Annotated in this window: 12 protein-coding genes and 2 riboswitches; all 12 genes read left to right on the forward strand. The window is 42.1% G+C overall.

The window, feature by feature from the left end; genetic code table 11:
• Positions 1 to 83: 83 nt before the first annotated feature.
• Positions 84 to 323 (forward strand): ESX secretion system protein YukD, encoded by a 240-nt coding sequence (yukD, locus tag ACFX4H_RS23085; RefSeq protein WP_053537134.1) that lies wholly within the window; start codon positions 84 to 86, stop codon positions 321 to 323.
• A 70-nt stretch (positions 324 to 393) separates the two neighbouring features.
• The gene (gene essB / locus ACFX4H_RS23090) at positions 394 to 1,737 is read left to right on the forward strand and encodes a type VII secretion protein EssB (RefSeq protein WP_328137428.1); all 1,344 of its coding nucleotides are present in this window, start codon (positions 394 to 396) and stop codon (positions 1,735 to 1,737) included.
• A gap of 30 nt (positions 1,738 to 1,767) precedes the next feature.
• The gene (gene essC, locus ACFX4H_RS23095; protein ID WP_377436333.1) at positions 1,768 to 6,249 is read left to right on the forward strand and encodes a type VII secretion protein EssC; all 4,482 of its coding nucleotides are present in this window, start codon (positions 1,768 to 1,770) and stop codon (positions 6,247 to 6,249) included.
• Positions 6,242 to 9,169 carry a type VII secretion protein EsaA gene (gene esaA / locus ACFX4H_RS23100; RefSeq protein WP_034306166.1) on the forward strand — a complete coding sequence of 976 codons (2,928 nt, stop codon included), beginning with the start codon at positions 6,242 to 6,244 and terminating at the stop codon, positions 9,167 to 9,169. Before essC ends, esaA begins: the two co-directional genes overlap by 8 nt.
• On the forward strand, positions 9,156 to 9,638 hold the full coding sequence (gene essA, locus ACFX4H_RS23105; protein WP_052137216.1) for a type VII secretion protein EssA: 483 nt from the start codon (positions 9,156 to 9,158) through the stop codon (positions 9,636 to 9,638). The genes esaA and essA overlap by 14 nt, the downstream gene beginning before the upstream one ends.
• Before the next feature lie 817 nt (positions 9,639 to 10,455).
• Complete coding sequence (locus ACFX4H_RS23110) at positions 10,456 to 11,412, forward strand: AAA family ATPase (protein ID WP_377436334.1); 957 nt, start codon at positions 10,456 to 10,458, stop codon at positions 11,410 to 11,412.
• Positions 11,413 to 11,444: 32 nt separating this feature from the next.
• Positions 11,445 to 12,605 (forward strand): DUF58 domain-containing protein, encoded by a 1,161-nt coding sequence (locus ACFX4H_RS23115; protein ID WP_377436335.1) that lies wholly within the window; start codon positions 11,445 to 11,447, stop codon positions 12,603 to 12,605.
• Entirely contained in the window at positions 12,602 to 14,803 is a 2,202-nt protein-coding gene (locus ACFX4H_RS23120) for a DUF4129 domain-containing transglutaminase family protein (protein WP_377436336.1), read from the forward strand. The genes ACFX4H_RS23115 and ACFX4H_RS23120 overlap by 4 nt, the downstream gene beginning before the upstream one ends.
• Before the next feature lie 36 nt (positions 14,804 to 14,839).
• Positions 14,840 to 14,941, forward strand: a riboswitch (purine riboswitch).
• Between the two features lie 141 nt (positions 14,942 to 15,082).
• Entirely contained in the window at positions 15,083 to 16,639 is a 1,557-nt protein-coding gene (guaA, locus tag ACFX4H_RS23125; protein ID WP_034306157.1) for a glutamine-hydrolyzing GMP synthase, read from the forward strand.
• Positions 16,640 to 16,863: 224 nt separating this feature from the next.
• A riboswitch (purine riboswitch) is annotated at positions 16,864 to 16,965 on the forward strand.
• A gap of 104 nt (positions 16,966 to 17,069) precedes the next feature.
• Positions 17,070 to 18,401, forward strand: a complete 1,332-nt coding sequence (locus ACFX4H_RS23130) for an NCS2 family permease (RefSeq protein ID WP_034306155.1) — start codon at positions 17,070 to 17,072, stop codon at positions 18,399 to 18,401.
• A 153-nt stretch (positions 18,402 to 18,554) separates the two neighbouring features.
• Positions 18,555 to 19,397, forward strand: coding sequence for a glucose PTS transporter transcription antiterminator GlcT (glcT, locus tag ACFX4H_RS23135; protein WP_034306152.1), 843 nt, complete (start codon positions 18,555 to 18,557; stop codon positions 19,395 to 19,397).
• A 213-nt stretch (positions 19,398 to 19,610) separates the two neighbouring features.
• Complete coding sequence (ptsG, locus tag ACFX4H_RS23140) at positions 19,611 to 21,680, forward strand: glucose-specific PTS transporter subunit IIBC (RefSeq protein ID WP_377436337.1); 2,070 nt, start codon at positions 19,611 to 19,613, stop codon at positions 21,678 to 21,680.
• Positions 21,681 to 22,029: the final 349 nt, after the last annotated feature.

Consider the following 22,029-nt stretch of genomic DNA (forward strand, 5'->3'; position numbering starts at 1 on the left):
TGAGAAAAAGAATTTCTAGGAAAAAGCGCCGCGACTCTTTTTGAAGATCGTGGTGCTTTTTTGCTTTAAAAGAGGTGGATTCCATATATATTCAACTAACGATCGATTTAAACAGGTATACAGGGGAAGTATTTGATTTGCAAGTGTCAAATTACCGCTCCATCAAGAAGGTTGTGGAGATAATATGGCAGGTAAAAGATATTGCCAGTGCACCTAAAGAAGGCTATTGGGTGCGGGTCCAGAATAAAGAGTTCGTATGTTCAGGTTATGAAACCCTGCTTGATAGCGGAATTACGACGGGGGACCGCCTTGAGATCCTCTAATGGATAGGTGTGGACTCTTTATAGGAAAAAAGTCTAAAGCCCTTTAGCAGGGGTAAAGGAGTTACATAAAATGGATGAGAAACCATATCTGGAGAAAAAAACAGAAGCTGCAATGATGAAGGATGATAAGGGGCATTCGTTCGTTTTCCAACGGGCAAAACTATCGATGCAGGACCCACTGGAATTACAGCTTATTCATGAAGCGGATGATGCTCTCCAGAAACATATAGAGGTGACAGAGGACGAGGTGAAGATCAGAGTAAATCCACCAGCCTCTTTTTTTGTTTTTTCCAAAGCTAAAGATAAAAATCCATTGAGTAAATGGTTATCGTCTTATCAAATCCAAAAGAAAATAAGGAATCATGAATTGAATCGCCTGCAACTAGTCGTTTGTCCGGAAAATATCGTTTTTGATTCAAGCTTGACCCCATATTTCCTGCATTATGGCGTAAAAGACAGTTTGCCTCCTTATGAGCATAATCAAGATGAGTTATTTAAAGAAACGAAGGCAACGATTTCGGCGCTTGTGGATGGGCAGCATACATTCGAAGAGTATCTGCTTTACCATAAAACACTGAAACTATCGAACGAATCACAAAGTATATTGTCATCGGGGAGCTGGGATGAACTTTCCACGGTCATTCAAAACCGGATAGAAGCTCTAGAGAAGGAAGAAAAAGCATTTGTACATATCCCTGAAAAGAAATGGAAAACGGGCCGTTATACGCTTTGGGGTACGGTGATCGTTCTCGTGCCACTGCTATTGTTTGCGATTTACACACTATTCTTCTCCCAACCTAAGCAGGATGCATATGTAGAAAGCGGTGAAAGCTTCTTAAAACAAAAATACAGTGAAGTCATTGACCGTTTGGAAAACTACGATCCGAAAAAGATGCCATATGTCGTTCAATATGAACTGGCGAAGTCCTACGTCACTTATGAACCGTTGGAGGGCGTAGCTAGGAAAAATGTGGAAAATGCAATCTCATTGCAAACGGATAGTCAGTATCTCCTATATTGGATTTATATAGGCAGGGGCATGAGCGAGGAAGCGATCGATTTGGCGAGAATCATGGAGGATCGCGAATTGATTATGTACGGGCTGGTAAACCAGAAAGAACAGATTAAGTTGGACGATAGCCTATCTGGGGAAGAAAAGGAAACGCAAATTAAAGAAGTCGATACCGAGCTGTCCCAATATGAAAAGGAAAAAAAGGAATTGGATAAGCAAATGGAGGAACAGCAAGATCAGAACCCTGCTGCAACAGACCCGAATATAGAGGATAAAGGCGCAGCGGAAGCAAAACCTGCTGTAAAAGATGAAGCGGAAAACGAACCTGCTTCTGGGGGAAAAGAAGAAAGTAAGGATTCCTCCAAAAAATCAACTGAAGAAAAAGAGAAAAGCAAAGAGTGAGCAATGGGCCTTTTGCGGAGGTGAGATTTAATGAGTTTATTATGGATTTATTCTAGTGGGACCTACCAATCCTTTACGATCAAGGATAATCATAACGGTCCAATTTCGATTGGGCCATCAAAACAGGATACGATCACCGTTTATTCCATTCCTTTTGAACAAGGTCCTATCAAGCTGAAAAAACATGAGGGACTTGATGAATATGAGGTGTTTAGAGAGGCCAAGAAGCTTGGCGATGTAAAGCCATTCCATAGCTTCACCTTTCAAGAAGGAGAAGAAACGGTCGAGATTTTTTATACGTCGGGGGAATTGGAAGAAAGCCTCTATTATATAGGCAACTTGAAAGAAATCACTTTATCGGACAAGGCGGGAGCGACCATTCGTAAAGAAGGACCCGTTTCCGGCAATGACTTTTCCCTTGTGCTGCATAAAGGGCAGTGGCACCTCATGCCAGTGGGGAATGGCAGGATATTCCTGAATGGTGAAAGGGTAACGAAGGCTGTTCCCATCCAAAATGGTGATCTGGTTTGCTGGCCGCATATGGTGCTGAGGTTGATTGAAGGCGACTTATTGATGATTCATAGCGCCGAAAGTTATGAAACATCATTAGCTAAAATGAAGAAGCCAATCTCTGAAATGAAAAAAAACTATCCACAGTATCGCCGGACACCAAGGATGATCTACGAATTGCCGGATGAGAAAGTGACGATATCTTTTCCGAGCCAAGAAGCGGAAGATAATAATAGAGGGTTATGGTTAATCCTTATGCCGCCCTTAATGATGCTGATCGTCATGGGGGTCATCACGGTCATTCAGCCGCGGGGCATTTTCATCATCATATCTATTGTGATGTTCACGACGACTTTAGTTACCTCGACGGTACAATACTTTAAAGACAAAAAGAAGCAAAAATTCAGAGAAGAAAAACGCCAACGTGTATATACCAGGTATCTAGAGCAGAAGAGGGAAGAACTTCAAGAGCTGTCTGAAAAACAAAAGAATGTGCTGTTCTATCATTACCCCTCCTTTGAAAAGATGAAGCTTCTAACTGATAGTATTAGCGATCGTATATGGGAACGAACTCTGGAAAGTGAAGATGCCCTGCACTTTAAGATCGGAACGGCGACCATACCCTCAAGTTATCAGGTGTCGGTAAATAGTAGCGATATGTCCAATCGGGATATAGATGATTTACTTGAGCAGTCGCAGGAACTTGTGGATGTGTACAAAAACTTGGAAGATCTTCCATTATCGATCGATTTATCAAACGGATCGATGGGCCTGGTCGGAAAGGAATCGATTGTTAAACGGGAGCTGCAGCAATTGATTGGGCAACTGGCCTTTTTTCATAGTTATCATGATGTTCGATTTGTCGCCATCTTTCCGGAAAAGGATTATCAGGAATGGGAATGGATGAAATGGCTCCCTCATTTTCAATTGCCGCATGCCTATGCAAAAGGATTCATATATAATGAGCAATCACGTGACCAGCTCCTGACCTCGATTTATCAGCTATTGAGGGAAAGAGATTTGGATGAGAACAAAGGGAAAGTGAGATTCACTCCCCACTTTGTCTTTATTGTCACGGATCGTAATTTAATTGCTGAGCATGTCATATTGGAATATTTAGAAGGCAAAACGGACGATTTAGGCATCTCGACGATTTTTGCAGCGGATGCAAAAGAAAGTTTGACGGAAAATGTCCATACGCTTGTTAAGTACATCAATGATTTTGAGGGTGAGATTCTCATCCAGCAAACGAAGGCCGTTCATACTCCCTTTAAACTTGACGCACATTCAAAAGAAGGAAATGAGCGTTATGCACGTACGCTCCGTTCATTAGATCATCAAAAAGGCATGAACAATTCCATACCAGAAACCGTTTCATTCCTTGAATTATTGAAAGCTCGTGAAGTGGAAGATCTGCCTATCAGCCAAAACTGGCGGACCAATCTGTCTTCCAAATCCTTGGCAGTTCCGATTGGATTGAAAGGGAAAACGGATAGGGTTGAATTGAACTTGCATGAAAAGGCGCATGGCCCCCATGGATTGGTTGCCGGAACGACAGGATCGGGGAAAAGTGAATTACTGCAAACCTATATCCTATCATTAGCCGTTCATTATCATCCGCATGAAGTTGCCTTTTTGCTCATTGATTATAAAGGCGGGGGAATGGCACAGCCATTCAGGCAGATTCCGCATCTGCTGGGAGTCATTACGAATATTGAGGGAAGCAAGAACTTCAGTGCCAGGGCACTAGCATCCATCAATAGTGAATTGAAGAAGCGCCAGCGCATGTTTGATCGATACGAAGTCAATCATATCAACGATTACACGGACCTATACAAAGAAGGCAAAGCGGATGAACCGTTACCGCACCTATTTTTGATATCAGATGAGTTTGCGGAACTTAAAAATGAAGAACCCGATTTCATCCGCGAATTAGTGAGTACGGCGCGAATTGGACGGAGCTTGGGAGTACATTTAATTCTTGCTACACAAAAGCCGGGCGGTGTAATTGATAACCAGATTTGGAGCAATGCCCGTTTTAAAATTTCCTTGAAAGTGCAGGATGCCAGTGATAGTAAGGAAATTCTTAAAAATAGCGATGCAGCAAATATTACTGTCACTGGACGGGGATATTTGCAGGTTGGAAATAACGAGGTTTATGAATTGTTCCAGTCTGCATGGAGCGGTGCCCCATATTTAGAGGATACGGTTGGATCTGAGGATGAAGTGGCACTTGTCACAGACCTCGGTCTTGTTCAAATCTCAAATGTATCGGAACAGGTCACTAATAAGAGGAAAGAAAAGATTAGTGAAATTGAAGCCGTGGCGGATCGAATTGTGGCGATACAGGAAGAAATGGAGATTAAGAAGTTGGCAAGCCCATGGCTGCCGCCTCTTTCAGATCGTTTATCAAGAAACCCTGAAAGAAGCCTGACGATGAATCAATTCCACCTGGGAATGAAGGATGAGCCCGAATTGCAAAGCCAGACCAATTATGTCTATAACTGGATTGATGATGGGAATATAGGGGTTTTTGGTTCTTCCGGGTACGGCAAGTCAACCACCGTTTTGACACTTCTCTTTAGTTTTGCAGATCAATTCAGTCCTGAAGAACTGCATTATTATATTTTCGACTTCGGGAATAGCGCTTTACTGCCAATGCGCCAGCTGCCTCATACTGGGGAATACTTTAGGTTCGATGAGTTAAGGAAAATCGAAAAATTCATGTTATTCATGAAGGCGGAAATGGAAAGGCGTAAACAGCTTTTTTCAGAAAAGGAGCTTAGTAATATAAAGCTTTATAATGCATTGGTGGAAGATAAATTGCCGATTATTTATATCGTGGTCGACAATTTTGACATAGTGAAGGATGAGATGCAGGATCAGGAAGCCCAATTCGTTCAGTTTGCACGTGATGGACAATCACTTGGAATCTTCATCATTTTAACGGCAACGAGAATCAATGCGATTCGCCAGCCGTTAATGAATAGCCTTAAGACGAAGGTCGTCCATTACTTAATGGACAGTTCGGAAAAATATTCAGTTTTGGGGAGAACCCCTTATGAAAATGAACCTGTTCCTGGCAGGGCATTGGTGAAAAAGGACCAAACCTATCTCACCCAGATTTACTTACCAGCCGATGGAGCGGATGATATAGCCGTTTTGGAAGAAATGAAACAAGCTGTGGCAGAACATAAGGTTAAATATAAGGAAATGGACAAACCGCCGGCGATTCGGATGTTACCGGCACGACTTGATTCCAGCAGTTTCAAGAGTTACTGCTCACAAACCATTAAGAAGGATACCATTCCAATCGGGCTTTCAGAGGAAAGCGTTACACCTGTATTCGTGGAGTTGAATGCCAATCCATTCCTGCTTGTCGTAGGACAGTCACGTAAAGGGAAAACGAATGTCCTTAAAGTGCTGCTGGAATCGTTGCTTACACAGGCAGTCGGCGAAATTGGATTATTTGACGGAGTGGATCGAGGCCTATCTTCTTATGCTTTTGAGGAGAAGGTGAGCTATGTGGAAACAAAAGAGCGGATAACCGAATGGCTCGATCATATCACTGGAATATTTGAAGAACGTGAGCAAAGTTATCTTGCTGCATTGGAATTGAAACCGATGAAGCAACTGGAATTCCCACCGGTCATATTTGTCATAGATAGCATTTCAAGGATCCAACAAACGATAGACGGCAGGATTCAGGATAGGATCAGCAGTTTGATGAAACAATACAGCCATCTCGGGTTTAGTCTGATTGTCGCTGGAAATGCCAACGACTTCACGAAGGGGTATGATTCGTTGACAACCGAACTGAAACAAGTCAGACAGGCTGTTTTGCTTCTTAAAAAATCGGACCAAAGCTTGTACACCCTCTCCTATTCCAGAAAAGAAGAAGAAATACAGCCGGGTTACGGATACTTTGTGCTGAATGGCCAGGAGTGTAAAATCCAAATTCCGCTAAGTGAAGAACGAAGGAGAGTGCAAGAGAGTGTCTGAAAAAATAAAACCGATGCTGTTAATCGGTAAAATACTGGTGATCTTAGCGCTGCCAATCTTGTTTTTTTCTTATATTGGCCAAAATCCAATGAAAAAGACGGAAACGGCTTCTCGCGAAATCGCCATTGTAAATGAAGATAATGGGACAGAATTTAACAATAACCCCATTTACATGGGCTCAGAGCTTGTTACTACACTGGACAAGGATTCTGAATATGAGTGGTTTGTGGTAAATAGAAGTACGGCGGAAAGTGGACTTGCAAATGAAAAGTATGATGCAGTCATATATTTTCCATCCGATTTTTCAGAGAATATTTATACGTTCGATGATGAACAGCCTGTCAAGGCGGGGATAAAGTACAAGGTACAACCCAGTTTGAATGCAGAGAACATGGAAAAGGTACAAAAGGAATTAGAGAAAACAAAGAGCAAAATGAATAAGCATATTTCAACACAGTATTGGAGCTATGTTTCCCAATCAGTCGAGGACATCCGTAAGAAGTTCGATAATGTCCTTGCTAAAGAAATCGCTTTTCAAAACACGATGTATGAGTTTTATACTCCAAGCTCGGAAAGTCTTGCAGGCGAAATCAAGCAGCATAAGGACATGCTTGAAGGAGTTTTTGCCGAGACGAAAGATGCTGGCAAAACAAGTACTGAAACAATTGATGAAATAGGGAACACGAAGACTCAAATGGCTTCATTTGTGAAAGATGTTGTTTCTTTTGAGGAATATCAAAAAGCTCAAAGTATCCTTTTTGAGAAGGCCTCTGCCCAAAATCAGCAGCTTGTCATGGAGAGTGTGCAGTCATACGACAAGGTGCTGAATGAGGGGAATCAATCTATACCAGAGATTCAGCAAGGGATGAATACGAAATACAGCCTTAATGATCAAGGCATTAGAGAAAATGTTGGAATCATGCAGCAGAAACTTGATTCCAGCAGTAATGAATTGGAACAATTTTCAACAAGCATGAAAGACAAACAAGTAGAACAAATTACGAAAATCACCCAAGATCAACAAAGCTCGATTGAACAATTGAAACAATCGGAAGAGGCGGGTCTTGATAACCTTCAGTCAACCTTGCTTATGCAAAGAGGAAATCTTGCAAGCAGCTCTGGTGATGGGGAGGATATAGGTGAAGGAACGACGCCTATAGAGGATATTGAAACGGAAACGGGAAAAGGTGAATCAGCTGCTGCACCTGACAAGAAGGACCCGATTGATGAACTGTCTCTGCAGGTACTGCTGGATCAAATCAATGGGATCAACACGGCACTTGAAAGTATGGTGCCGGCAGAAGGAAGTGAAGAAGCTGCTGAGCAAGTCAATATCCTTACAGCGGAACTCCAAACGGAAATCAATAATCTCAGCGGAACGGTAAGCGACAGAACGGGGAATTATAACCAAGTGATAACGGAGTTTAATACACTGGTAGATTCATATAATGACCTGCTGGCGCAGTTTACGGAATTACAAGCTGATTATAATGAACTCGGCACGAATTATAAGGATTTAGGTGACCAATGGAAAAAGTCACAGGAAGATATTCAAAAATTACAGGACATCCAGAGTATGACAATCGAAGAGGCCATCGCAGAAATCAAGACTCTCGAACAGTCACTTCTGGAAAAAGTGGGGGGTGAAAGGCGAGCGGTGCTTGTGAAGGCCTTCGAGAATCCTATCACCAATCGGGATTCAACTACCCTCCTTGCCTATTACGGTTCACTCTCATCTTATGGTGAATTGGCTGAAAGAGTCACCGAAGCAAATGTAGATAAGATATTTGCAGCCAATATAAAAGAATTGGAAAACTTGAAAAATGGGGTTTCCGGAAATGTAGATGAAGAAGCGAAACTCGTTAAAGCCAGTTTAGCAGGAGTCAATGAGAACTTCGGGATGTTCTCGGAATCCATTATGGGTTATATGGAAGAATATGATGCTAACGTCGAAACGGGGCAGAAAGCCACTTTAGCTGAATTGGCGGCAATTACTGGCAAGGCTCAAGAAGTGTCTGCCAATTTGTCGGATGATATGGAAGTTCCTGAGATGGAGGCCGAACCGCCAGTTAACCTTGATGGAGAAATGTTTGTATCACTTCAAGACAATACGGCAACAACTGTCGGCTTCATTTCCGAGCTTGTCAATTCTGTAGCGGAAAGACAGGAAACGGTCACGAAGGATACAGCAGACCTGCAAGCAAAAGTGGGGTCCGTACAGGAAAGGGCCGATCAGCTTAATGATAATTGGTCCCAAAATGTTGACTCAACCGAAAAAATCAAGACGGATGTATATAGCGTCTTGAACAATACTCTAGTCGATGATCAGGAGAACGGGTATGTGTACGAATATTTAGCGAATCCCGTACAAATCAGCGGGGAAGTCCTTCATCAGGAAAAGGTTAATATCCCACCGATCGTCATGTTGGTGATCATACTCATTTCTGGGATATTGATCGGTTTCTTCCTGCATCATTATGAAGCCATTCCAATGATGGTCCATGCGGCCTTGTTTACCTTATTGAATCTGATCGTAGGTTTAATCATCAGCATGTATGGCTTGAAGATCTATCCACTGGGAGATATGCAGGAGATTAAATGGACCGTCTTCACCGTCCTGCTTTTATTCTTCTGTTCAGCGTTTACCAGACTTGCCTTCTCGATTGGGCCGTTTGTCGGTGCTATCCTGGTGATTGGTTTGATCAGTTTCTTTACCATTCCATTATTGGATTTAATCATGCCTAATTTCAATGTAGACCACCCTGTTGCGGACGTATACATGTCCATTCAATTCGGTAATCAGTCGGCATTCATTCCGGCTAGTATCATCTTGATTGTACTGACGCTTATCGCAACGGTCATTCCATATATAATGAAGCGTCTTGCAGAAAGAAGAGCAATGGCCCATGAAGTGGAATAAATACGTAATGCCTGTCTTGCTCATCCTGTTTTTTAGCCATGCACCTCATGGCGGGGCGGAAGAGGAACCGATGGTGGAGCCCAATGAATATCAAGAAAACGATATTGATATTCAAACGGAGTATTTCCATGAAGAAGGATTGTTGGAACAGAAGCGGAAACTGCCTGAAGAACAAAAAGACCTCACTTTTGAAAGAGGGAAATATGATGCCATTGACTCGGTGAAGGACTCACTGTTTCAGTCTCCTGTAATGGAGAATCAAAATAATACCATCGCTTCAAAATCAGAACAGCTTGGATTATTCTCGGAGGTCCGCATTCCAACGAGAAACGAAGAAGAAACAGAGCCTTCGCTTAATTTTGACCTGACGATATTGCTCGGCATCGTTTTGGCACTTTTGGTCGTTTGTTTGTTTTTTATCCTTATCCCGAAAATGGGGAAGCTGAATGGAGAGGTTAAACGAAAATGAAAACAGCCCGATTCCCCTCAGGAATCGGGCTATTTTCACTACATATCCATAACGGTTTTAATAAGCCCTAAAAGTAGGGCGGCTGCGAAGATCAAAATGAAGAATTTTTTATACATGATCAGTACCTCTTATATCTTAGGAGTGGATTGCATTCATTTTAGCATAAACAAGATAGAAAAGAAGTGTACTCAGAATATACAGATCGGAAGGGCGTGGCTTCATTGCCCTGATGACAGGAGCGGGAAATTATGAAAAGGTGGACGATTTATTGGAGTTTGCCTGCCGTTTATTTATGGCTTGTACAATTTGGACGTTGATCTCCGCTCCAGGCACTCGCTTTCCGCGGGCGGTCCGCCCTCGGCTTGCGCCTGCGGGGTCTTCCTGAATGCGCTTTTCCGGGCCCAATTCTCTTAACTGCCAAAATTGGAATTTCAAAAGGGTTTCGGAATTTTTTAATTCCGAAACCTTTTTGTCTACAAACTGCGATGTGCAGATTTATTGGCGCATCCTATCAGTTATTTGAACAAGTCAGGATGTACAGTCTGCGAGTTCAACAGCTTCCCCAATCCTTGGTCCATGGCGTGACAGGACATTTTCATTAAACAAATGGATGGCATCATTGGTATATTCACTTAGTAAACAGTTAACCCTGCCTTTTTCAGTAAGCCACTATAATATTTTTAGAACAAATTCGTTTATGGTTTTCCGGTTATCTAGTAAACTTACAATGTAAGGTTCAATTGGGTCTTAATGTAAAATGCGTGATATAGAGAAGACATGAAATAATAGTGATAATGTGAATCCCGGGAGGTAGAGAATGAATTATAAGCAGGTCAATCAAAAACTGGAAATGGTTCTGGGGAATATCGAAAAGGTGATTATCGGAAAACGGGATATAGCAGAACTAAGCATCGTAGCACTCCTTTCCGGCGGACATGTCTTATTGGAGGATGTTCCGGGTGTGGGAAAGACAGTCATGGTAAGGGCATTGGCAAAATCAATAGGTGCAAGCTTCAAGCGAATTCAATTCACGCCCGATTTACTTCCTTCGGATGTTACTGGCGTTTCGATCTTCAATCCTAAGGAACAAGAATTCATCTTTAGGCCAGGTCCGATAATGGGCCATATTATTTTAGCCGATGAAATAAACCGGACCTCGCCGAAAACCCAGTCTGCATTGCTTGAAGCGATGGAAGAGGCAAGTGTGACGATTGATGGTGTCACAAGAGGATTGGAGAAGCCCTTTTTTGTAATGGCGACACAAAATCCAATCGAGTACGAGGGAACATATCCGCTGCCGGAGGCTCAATTGGATAGATTCCTATTAAAAATGAAAATGGGCTATCCAGGTATGGAAGAAGAGATAGAGGTTCTTCATAGGGCTCAATACACGGCACCGCTAGAGGAATTGGAATCCGTCATCACCTTGGATGAATTGATAGAATTACACGCTGAGGTAAAAGCGGTGATAGTGGATGACACAATAAAACGATACATTGTTGAATTGGCGAATCAAACACGTTCACATGAAGGGGTCTATTTAGGGGTGAGCCCTCGTGGATCGATAGCATTGATGAAGGCAGCCCAGGCTTACGCGCTGATCCAGGGCAGGGACTATGTCCTGCCTGACGATGTTCAATATTTAGTGCCATTCGTATTTTCCCATCGGCTTATTTTGAAGCCGGAAGCGAATTATGAGGGCTTCGATGCAGGAATGGTGATACATGAAATTGTCGCGACAACAAAAGTGCCTGTGAAGCGGGCTGTAACCTAATGCGAAGATTCATCAACATTCTAAGGGGAAATATGAGTGTGATCGGACTTGTATTACTCATGATCGTTTCCTTTTGCTATGCAATGTTTCAAGGCGGTTTTGTCAGTTGGTTCATTTTTTATTCATTTTTGCCGTTTTCTGTGTACGCTTTGATCCTGCTGTTTTATCCGCTGCATGATTTTACCGTTGAGAGAAAGGTCAATAAAAGGGAATGCCAAGCTGGTGAATCCGTTGAGATAGCATTGACGTTTACGCGTAAAAACCGGCTGCCCCTATTATTTATGGTGGTAGAGGAGGAATTGCCTCAGGAGATGGAAGATAGGGGACTACAAAGGAAAGTAATTATCTTTCCGGGATTCAAGCGTACCTTCAGCATGTCATATACCTTGGAAAACTTGCAGCGGGGAGAGCATTCGTTTCAATCGATCCGCTTTTGGATTGGGGACTTTTTCGGGCTGGTCGAAAAGGAAGCGATTTATAGCTCCCCTTTGAAAATAACCGTTTTTCCTCGTTATCACGAGCTTGCCTATAGTGATCTTGATCGAGTGTTCAATCAGGGGGCAGTGGTTTCAACAAAGAAAACACAACGGGAACATTCAGTGGTCTCCGGTGTAAGGGAATATCAGCCAGGTGATCAATTGTCTTGGATTAACTGGAAGGCGACTGCCAGGACGAGTGAAATCATGACGAAGGAATTCGAGGTGCAGAAAAACCGGGATGTATTCATCATGCTTGATGAAAAGCCGTCGGATTTATTCGAAGAATCCATTGAAATGGCGGCTTCCCTTGCCCATGCCATGTTAAAGAAGGGCATGGAAATTGGGTATGTGAGTAGGGGCTCGAGGTTAATCATACCGGCAGCAGCAGGCAACAAACAGAAACGAAAGATTTTTTACCGGCTTGCTAAAGAAAAGCCGGGTGTTGTAAACGCATTGAACGAAAATGTCCGGAAGGGAATTCTTCCGGCAAACGCTGCTGTGATATTCATCGTTTCAGACTTAACCTTAGAAAAGGTGGACATATTGAGTGCTTTCCGGCCTAATCAGGGATTGATGTTATGCGTGAAGAAACAGGCAGATCTTACTGATGAGGAAAGGCTGTCAAGCTCTTCTGCTGTTTCGAGGGGGATAAAGGTTAGCTTTTTTGAACATGGCCAACTAAAGTTTGACAGATCGGAGGTGATGGCGAAATGAATGTCACTACCGAAAAATTGGAAAAGTTCATGCACGTCCTCATGTATGTATTTGGTCTGTTGTTGATTACTGAATGGTTAAGGCCTGTCGATAGACTCACCGATACAGGTAATATCATCATTTTTATCTTATTTTTGCTCTACTCCCTGCTACTGCATTATTTCCGCATACATTGGTCGATCCGATTTATTCTCATTAGTGCATATATAATGATTTCATTACAGTTCCTCCATTCAAAAGAGGCTTTATATCAATTGTCATGGCTGAAAGGGTTTCTAGCGGATTTTAAGGGCAATCTTGGTTTTATATATGATGGGAATTGGGAGTTGATCACAAATCCATTTCGAACGTATCTATTTTTTATCCTTCTTTGGCTTGTGACATATTTGATCCATTACTGGGTGATGGTGAGGCAAAGCATCTTTTTCTTTTTTATGTTAACGGTGATTTTTATATCAGTACTCGACACATTCACACCTTATGCGGCGGATAGTGCAATGATAAGAATCATCATCATCGGGTTTTTGATGCTCGGCTTGCTTTCCCTGCTGCGGCTAACGATACAGGAGAGGATTAAGTTTCCGAAGTCTTCCATCAATAAGTGGATCTTGATGCTGACCGGTATGGTATTGGTAAGTGTCCTTGTCGGTTTTGCTGCCCCAAAGCTCTCTCCGCAGTGGCCGGACCCGGTGCCTTATATTACTTCCTATTCTGATAAAGCTGTGAAAGAAGACGGTGATTCGAAGCGTAAAAGTGTCGGATATGATGAAGACGATTCGGATCTTGGCGGTTCGATAGAGCCGGATAGTTCCATCGTTTTTTATAATAATGCTACTGCAGGACATTACTGGAAAGTCGAGAACAAGAATATTTATACCGGTAAAGGGTGGGTTTCCATACCGGAAACAGAATTTCACACTTTTTCCAACGGGCAGGATAGGGCAACGTTAGATATTTACGACGTTCCTGAATTGGTGAGGACTGAAGAAATGACCGCAAAAGTATCCATGACAGAATCATATTCACATATCCTTCATCCGCAGTCCGGGTATGTAAAAAAGATCGAGGGCAAAAACGGGCAGGATTTCAAATATTATCAGGAGATGGACAAATTTATTTCCGAACAGGGTAATGGCGAACGACTTTCCATGAAAGAGTATGAACTGGTTTATGATATGCCAAGTTTTGATATAGCTGAGTTAAGGAAGGTGACGGAACCCGACGATTCCATGGATTTATTAATGGAAAAAAACACTCAGCTTCCAGAGGGATTGCCAAACCGGATATTTGAATTGGCCTCCCGGCTTACAAGCAATGAAACGAATTGGTACGATAAAGCAAAAGCCATTGAGGATTATTTTGACGGAGCTGAATTCATTTATTCCAAGGACGATATTCCGTATCCAGAGAGCAATCAAGATTATGTCGATCAATTTTTATTCGAGACACAGATAGGGTATTGCGATAATTTTTCAACTGCCATGGTCGTATTACTAAGGGCCGCCAATATACCTGCAAGATGGGTAAAGGGCTATACCGAAGGGGAAAAATCAATCCTTGATGGCGAATCCGTTTATAAGGTGACCAATAATAATGCACATTCCTGGGTCGAGGTTTATTTTTCAGGAATAGGCTGGATTCCCTTCGAGCCGACAAAGGGTTTCAATGGGGAAGTGGAATTTTACGATTCGGAATTGAAACAGGAAGCAATCAAGAACCCTGAAGAAGCCCCGACTAATGAAGAGCAAACAAAGAAAGAGGCCAGGGAACGCCAGGATACACCAGATAGGGAAACTCAATCCTCCGTGAAAACGGGTTTTGGGAACATGGAAGGGTTCTTAAAATGGTCTGCAATCACATTATCAGGTGGATTGATTTTTGCTTCTATCGGTTATTTCCTCAGAAGGAAGTGGATTCCTCTTCTGCAGATTCTTCGTTATAGAAAGAAAACCGATGCTCATTTCTCGACAGCTTATTTAATATTATTGAAACAATTAAAACGGGCTGGTTTAGTTCGGCCGGAGGGGCAAACCTTAAGGGAGTACGCCGCCTATGTGGATGCAGTGTACGCTACAGATGAGATGAGTGAATTGACGGCTGGATACGAGTTAATGATATATCGTGGAGACGCGGAAGATGGGGAATGGAAACACTTTCAAAAGGGTTGGGAAAGCTTAATGAGAAAAACTAGCTCTTGACCAGGTTTTTATTATATTGATACAATAACAAAAACTAACTTAAACTAATATATCCTTCATATATCCTCGATAATATGGATCGAAAGTTTCTACCGAATCACCGTAAATGATTTGACTATGAAGGCGGATTTTAACAGGAAAGCTGAAAATCTGCCTTCGTCTGTACTTTTTCTGTATTTTTGAGGGTGGGTTTTTAGTTTTTCTTTTTTTATGATAATATTTTTTATAAGAATTATCACTCGATTTTATGAGTGAATTACATTGATAGAGGTGACGTTTGTGCCGGGGAAAACAGAATTGCAAAAAAACCAGGAAATGATCGTAGTACTTGATTTCGGAAGCCAATATAATCAATTGATCACTCGTCGTATCCGTGAATTTGGTGTGTACAGTGAGCTTCATCCTCATACAATCACTGTAGAAGAAATTGAGAAAATGAACCCGACGGGAATCATTTTCTCAGGGGGCCCGAACAGTGTTTATGATGCAAATGCATTTGGTTGTGATGAACGCATATTCGAAATGGGTCTTCCAATTTTCGGTATTTGTTATGGCATGCAGCTTATGACCAAACATTTTGGCGGTAAGGTGGAACCAGCGAAGAACCGTGAATACGGGAAAGCGACACTTGCCATCCAAAATGAGTCGAAGTTATTCAGTGACCTGCCAAAAGAACAAATCGTCTGGATGAGCCATGGTGATTTAGTGGTGGAAACGCCTGAAGGTTTCCAAATTGACGGGACGAACCCGTCTTGCCCAATTTCGGCTATGAGTGACGAGTCACGTAAATTGTATGCCGTGCAATTCCATCCAGAAGTCCGTCATTCTGTATACGGTAATGACATTTTGAAAAATTTCGTATTCGGCGTTTGTGGCTGTAAAGGTGACTGGTCAATGGAGAACTTCATTGAAATCGAGATGGAGAAAATCCGCCAAACGGTCGGAGATAAAAAAGTGTTATGCGCATTGAGCGGCGGGGTGGATTCATCCGTTGTTGCTGTATTGATCCATAAAGCGATTGGCGATCAGCTGACATGTATTTTCGTTGATCATGGATTACTTCGTAAAGGCGAAGCCGAAGGTGTAATGGAAACATTCAGGGAAGGTTTCAATATGAACGTAATCAAGGTCGATGCAAAAGAACGTTTCCTATCGAAGCTTGCTGGCGTTTCAGATCCGGAACAAAAACGGAAAATCATCGGTAACGAGTTCATCTACGTATTCGATGACGAAGCAACGAAGCTCGAAGGAATTGATTTCCTTGCACAGGGTACACTTTACACAGACATTATTGAAAGTGGTACGGCCACTGCACAAACAATTAAATCGCATCACAATGTTGGCGGTCTGCCGGAAGATATGCAATTTAAATTGATTGAGCCTTTGAACACTCTATTCAAGGATGAAGTGCGTGCACTTGGAAGTGAAATGGGCATTCCGGACGAAATCGTTTGGCGTCAACCATTCCCTGGTCCAGGTTTAGGTATTCGTGTATTAGGCGAAATTTCAGATGAAAAACTTGAAATCGTTCGTGAGTCTGACCATATTTTACGTGAAGAAATTAGAAAAAATGGTTTGGAACGCGAAATTTGGCAGTACTTTACGGTGCTTCCTAACATTCGTAGCGTAGGGGTAATGGGCGATGCACGTACGTATGACTATACAATCGGAATCCGTGCGGTTACGTCCATTGACGGAATGACATCCGATTGGGCAAGAATCCCATGGGATGTACTTGAAATCATCTCAACGAGAATCGTTAATGAAGTAAATCATGTAAACCGCGTCGTTTATGACATTACGTCTAAGCCGCCTGCAACGATCGAGTGGGAATAGTAGATTGAAACCATCCATTCAGTGAAGGAATTAACCTTCACTGATTTTTTTGTTGAAATAGTAGTTGAATATGTAGATTACTTACATTTTACGTATGTTGGCGAAGATATAGCCATGATAATTAAGGAATATATAGCGAAACGCGAACGTTGCCTAAAATTACATAAAAAATATTCGTTTGGTATATTGACGATTATTTTGGTGACTGATACACTATACCTATAATAATAAAAAAACATAATTGTCGTATAATATTGGGGATATGGCCCAAAAGTTTCTACCAAGCTGCCGTGAACGGCTTGACTACGATGTGGAAGGATTGGCGTGTATAAATAAACCGCCACTTCTTTACATGACCGCAGTCAAGCCCCGTTCGAAAGCGAATGGGGCATTTTCTGTTGGCACGATTTTATGATGGGGGAGACTCATAATGAAAAATTATTTTCGGTTTAACGAGCTGGGAACTAATTATCGCCGTGAAATACTTGGTGGACTAACTACTTTCCTTTCAATGGCATATATCCTGGTTGTAAACCCTGTAATGCTGACTTTACAAAGCATCGAGGACTATCCGGATGAATTGAGAATGGACTACGGAGCGGTTTTTGCCGCAACCGCATTGTCAGCCGCAATCGGCTCGATATTAATGGGACTCATAGCCAGATATCCAATCTCGCTCGCGCCGGGTATGGGGTTGAATGCTTTCTTCGCTTTTACCGTTGTGCTTGGCTTTGGAATTCCTTGGCAGACGGCTTTAACAGGAGTATTGATTTCAGGTATTATCTTCGTTTTACTTTCCCTATCGGGAATACGTGAAAAAATCATTAATGCAATTCCAGTCGAATTGAAATACGCAGTTGGAGCCGGTATCGGTTTATTCATTACTTTTGTAGGGTTTCAGAATGCCGGTATCATCACGAATGATGACAGCGTTCTTGTCGGACTGGGCGATTTGACATCAGGAAATACTTTATTGGCTGTGTTTGGAATTGTCGTAACCGTCATTTTGATGACGAGAGGCGTCAAAAGCGGCGTGTTCATAGGAATGGTCATTACAGCCATTGCAGGAATGATCTTTGGACAAGTTCCGGTGCCGGACAAAATAATCGGTGCTGTTCCTAGCATAGCGCCTACATTCGGGGTTGCGTTCGATGCCTTTGGAAATCCCGGTGATCTCTTCACTGGTCAAATGTTAATCGTGATACTGACCTTCTTGTTCGTAGCATTCTTTGATACAGCCGGTACGCTGGTGGCTGTCGCACAACAAGCTGGATTGATGAAGGATAATGTTCTTCCTAGAGTGGGTAAAGGATTGCTTGCTGATTCATTATCCATCGTTTCAGGTGCAATTCTTGGTACATCCACCACGACATCTTATGTAGAGTCCACATCGGGTGTTGCTGCTGGTGCTCGAAGCGGATTTGCGGCTGTAGTGACAGGGTTGCTGTTTGTCCTATCCCTTTTCTTCTTCCCGCTTCTATCAGTGGTGACATCTGCTGTGACTGCGCCGGCATTGGTTATAGTCGGAGTATTAATGGCATCATCACTTAAAAATATTGACTGGCAAAAGTTCGAAATTGCGGTTCCGGCATTCTTTACGGTCATCATGATGCCTATGACATATTCAATTGCGACAGGTATCGCTTGCGGATTCATCTTCTATCCAATCACTATGTCGATGAAAGGAAGAGCAAAAGAGGTTCATCCGATCATGTGGGGTCTTGGAGTCGTCTTCCTGCTATATTTCATTTTCTTGAAGTAATAATGCAAGTAAGTAAGGAGAGTCCTGATTTCGGGGCTCTTCTTTCATGTTGTAAGAGAAAGCTCATATCGTGTATAGTAAAAGTACTAAGTACTAAGTACTTTATCCTGTATGGGGCATAGGGATGACTTTGAGAAAAAAAGAGGGAGAAAAATGAATGGTTTTATCGTTGAAAAGGTTTTGAACAATAATGTGGTGATTGCCACGCATCCGTCGTATGGAGAAGTCGTTACTATTGGAAAGGGCTTAGGCTTCAACCGAAAGAAAGGCGAAGAGTTGAGTCCGGAACTAGCGGAGAAAACGTTTGTCCTGAAAAATGTTAAGGAACAGGAAAGTTACAAAAAACTCTTGCCGCAAATCGATCAAAATCTTCAAGCAGCCATTATAGAATCCATTCATCTCATTAATGACCGGGTTACTGGAAAGCTAAATGAACATATACATGTCGGTTTAACAGATCATTTATTGTTCGCCCTTCAGCGTGTTTCACAAGGAATGACTATCAAAAACCCATTCTTGAAAGAAACGATAACCCTTTATCCTTTTGAACATGATATTGCTGTCGATGTAGTAGAATTAATTCAAGATAAGACAGGCATAGGCCTTCCCCAAGGGGAAATCGGTTTTATTACGCTTCATATTCATAGCGCAATATCAAATAAAGACTTATCGGAAGTCAATCAGCATTCGCAGTTAATCTATCACCTTATCCAAGTTGTTGAAGAACAGCTCAATGTGAAAATTAATAAGGATAGCATAGACTATTCACGTTTGGTCCGTCATTTAAGATTCATGATAGACAGGGTGCTTGCTGGGGAAAAAGTAGAGGAACCTGAAAAAATAGCAATGCTATTGAAAGAAGAATATCCTTTGTGTTACAATATCTCTTGGAAGCTAATAAAAATTATGCAGCAGAAATTAGGCAAGCCGGTTTGTGATGCGGAAGCTGTCTATCTAACGATGCATATCCAACGATTACAAAAGAAAATTAAATAAACATACATTAACTTACGTGTTACTGATTCGATCAGGCATAAGTGAGGAGAATGATTGTTATGAAAGAGGGTATTATATACCTGAATTTTCATTTCAATCCTATCTTTGCTTATGCCTTTTTTGTATTTGAATTCTGATGCGTGGGAAGATGAATACCATCGTGAATGTAACCGTTTTATTAGCATGGAAAAACAGTAAAGAGGAGGAAAACCTATGTTTAAGAAGTTGTTTGGTGTTTTGCAAAAAATCGGTAAAGCTTTGATGCTTCCTGTAGCCATTTTACCAGCGGCCGGAATTTTGCTTGCGTTTGGTAATGCGTTGCAAAACGAAACTTTGTTGGATATCGCCCCGTTTCTTGCGAGTGGCGGAGTGGAAATGGTCGCATCGGTAATGGAGAATGCCGGAAATATTATTTTTGGAAATCTTCCCTTGTTGTTTGCTGTGGGGGTCGCAATTGGGTTAGCTGGTGGAGATGGTGTTGCCGGCCTTGCGGCGATTATCGGTTTCTTGATTATGAATGTAACGATGGGAACTGTTCTTGGCATTGACGCTGCCGACATTGAGAACAATAGTGCGGTTTATACCAATGTTCTGGGAATCCCGACGTTGGGAACAGGTGTGTTCGGCGGTATTATCGTCGGTGTCATGGCTGCTGTTATGTATAATAAGTTTTATGAAATTGAACTGCCTTCTTATTTAGGATTCTTTGCAGGTAAACGTTTTGTACCCATAGTAACAGCTGCAAGCGCAGTTATTCTTGGGTTGCTGATGATTTTGATTTGGCCGACGATTCAATCGGGGTTAAATTCATTTTCCGAAAATATGTTGGGTGCTAACCTGACACTTGGAGCTTTCGTGTTTGGGGTTGTAGAACGTGCGCTGATTCCTTTTGGATTGCACCATATCTTCTATTCTCCATTCTGGTTCGAATTTGGCAGCTATATCCCTCAAGGAGGGGGAACGCCAGTCAGAGGAGACCAGGCCATCTTCATGGCACAAATTAAAGATGGCGTACAGAATTTAACGGCCGGTACCTTCATGACTGGTAAATATCCATTCATGATGTTCGGGTTACCAGCTGCAGCTTTGGCCATTTATCATGAAGCAAGACCGGAAAGAAAGAAAATAGTCGGGGGATTGATGGCTTCTGCAGCACTTACATCATTCTTGACTGGGATTACTGAGCCACTTGAATTTGCATTCTTATTTGTTGCACCAGTACTTTTCGGTATTCACTGTCTGTTTGCCGGTCTATCATTCATGACCATGCATTTACTGGACGTGAAAATCGGGATGACGTTCTCGGGTGGTTTGATCGATTACGTACTGTTTGGTTTAATCAATCCGCAAACCAATGCATGGATTGTTATTCCGGTTGGTTTAGTCCTTGCGGTTATCTATTACTTTGGATTCCGATTTGCGATAAGGAAGTTTAACCTTAAAACTCCTGGTCGTGAAGTTGAAGAGGATGAGGAAGCGGAAGGATCTGCAAGTACAGCTGGAAGTCTTCCTGGGGATATCTTGGATGCCATGGGCGGAAAAGAAAATATTTCACACTTGGATGCTTGCATTACCCGTCTTCGTGTATCGGTCAATGACATCGGTAACGTTGATAAAAATAGGCTGAAGAAACTTGGTGCCGCTGGAGTTCTGGAAGTGGGCAATAACATCCAGGCTATCTTCGGACCTCGTTCAGAAACGATCAAGGGGCAAATGAAAGATATCATTGATGGAAAAGGGCCTCGTAAAGTAGAAACGTCTCCTGAAGTAGGTGTGGAAAAGCAAATCGAGGATGTCGTCCCGAAACCTTTACGGACGGATGAAGTTTCCGAGCGCTTTGTTTCTCCTATTAAAGGGGAATTAAAACCGATCACGGAAGTGCCTGATGCAGTTTTTGCTGAAAAAATGATGGGCGATGGATTTGCAATTGTACCCGAGGAAGGGTTGGTTGTTTCTCCTGTGGACGGTACGATCGTTAATTTATTCCCGACTAAACATGCAATAGGTATCGTTTCCGAAGCTGGACGTGAAATCTTGATTCATGTCGGGATCGATACAGTTAAGTTGGAAGGTAAAGGTTTCGAAGCACTTGTCGCTCAAGGAGATAAAGTGACAAGCGGGCAGCCATTGCTTAAAGTTGATATAGAGTATGTCAAAAACAATGCTAGCTCTATCATTACGCCAATCGTCTTTACTAACCTTTCCGAGGGTGAAAGCGTCAAGATTGAAAAGGCTGGAAATGTAGATAGGGAAGAAGCGGACGTAATCTCCATCAATAAATAATCATTAATAAATAACGGGAGGGTGGCTATAATCAGCTGCCCTCCTGTTTTTTTGATGATTCTTTGGCAGGACCGGCTTCTATAGAAAAAAGTGGTTCAGTGAAAAAAGAAGTTAATTTTAAAAGATTAAATTGACTTATCTATATGCAAGTGCTAATATATTAAATACACCGCTTGAGACAAACAAGACAAACAAGTGAATGATAACTTGTTGTTGACTTTGTGTTTGGAGGGTGTTATACTAATAAAGTCGCTAAACGAAGCGATGGAAATATTGCTCTTTGAAAACTGAACAAAACAAAGCGCCAACGTTAAATTTTAAGTGAGCACACACTATCAAAAAAGCAAAT

Origin of the sequence: Peribacillus sp. YIM B13477 (assembly GCF_042787955.1) — a bacterium.
Lineage (GTDB): Bacteria > Bacillota > Bacilli > Bacillales > DSM-1321 > Peribacillus > Peribacillus frigoritolerans.

Excerpts from the sequence above, each read along its gene's own strand:
- essB (WP_328137428.1), top strand. The coding sequence starts at position 394 with ATGGATGAGAAACCATATCTGGAGAAAAAAACAGAAGCTGCAATGATG.
- essC (WP_377436333.1), top strand. The coding sequence starts at position 1,768 with ATGAGTTTATTATGGATTTATTCTAGTGGGACCTACCAATCCTTTACG.
- essA (WP_052137216.1), top strand. The coding sequence starts at position 9,156 with ATGAAGTGGAATAAATACGTAATGCCTGTCTTGCTCATCCTGTTTTTT.
- ACFX4H_RS23110 (WP_377436334.1), top strand. The coding sequence starts at position 10,456 with ATGAATTATAAGCAGGTCAATCAAAAACTGGAAATGGTTCTGGGGAAT.
- ACFX4H_RS23115 (WP_377436335.1), top strand. The coding sequence starts at position 11,445 with ATGAGTGTGATCGGACTTGTATTACTCATGATCGTTTCCTTTTGCTAT.
- ACFX4H_RS23120 (WP_377436336.1), top strand. The coding sequence starts at position 12,602 with ATGAATGTCACTACCGAAAAATTGGAAAAGTTCATGCACGTCCTCATG.
- ACFX4H_RS23130 (WP_034306155.1), top strand. The coding sequence starts at position 17,070 with ATGAAAAATTATTTTCGGTTTAACGAGCTGGGAACTAATTATCGCCGT.
- glcT (WP_034306152.1), top strand. The coding sequence starts at position 18,555 with ATGAATGGTTTTATCGTTGAAAAGGTTTTGAACAATAATGTGGTGATT.
- ptsG (WP_377436337.1), top strand. The coding sequence starts at position 19,611 with ATGTTTAAGAAGTTGTTTGGTGTTTTGCAAAAAATCGGTAAAGCTTTG.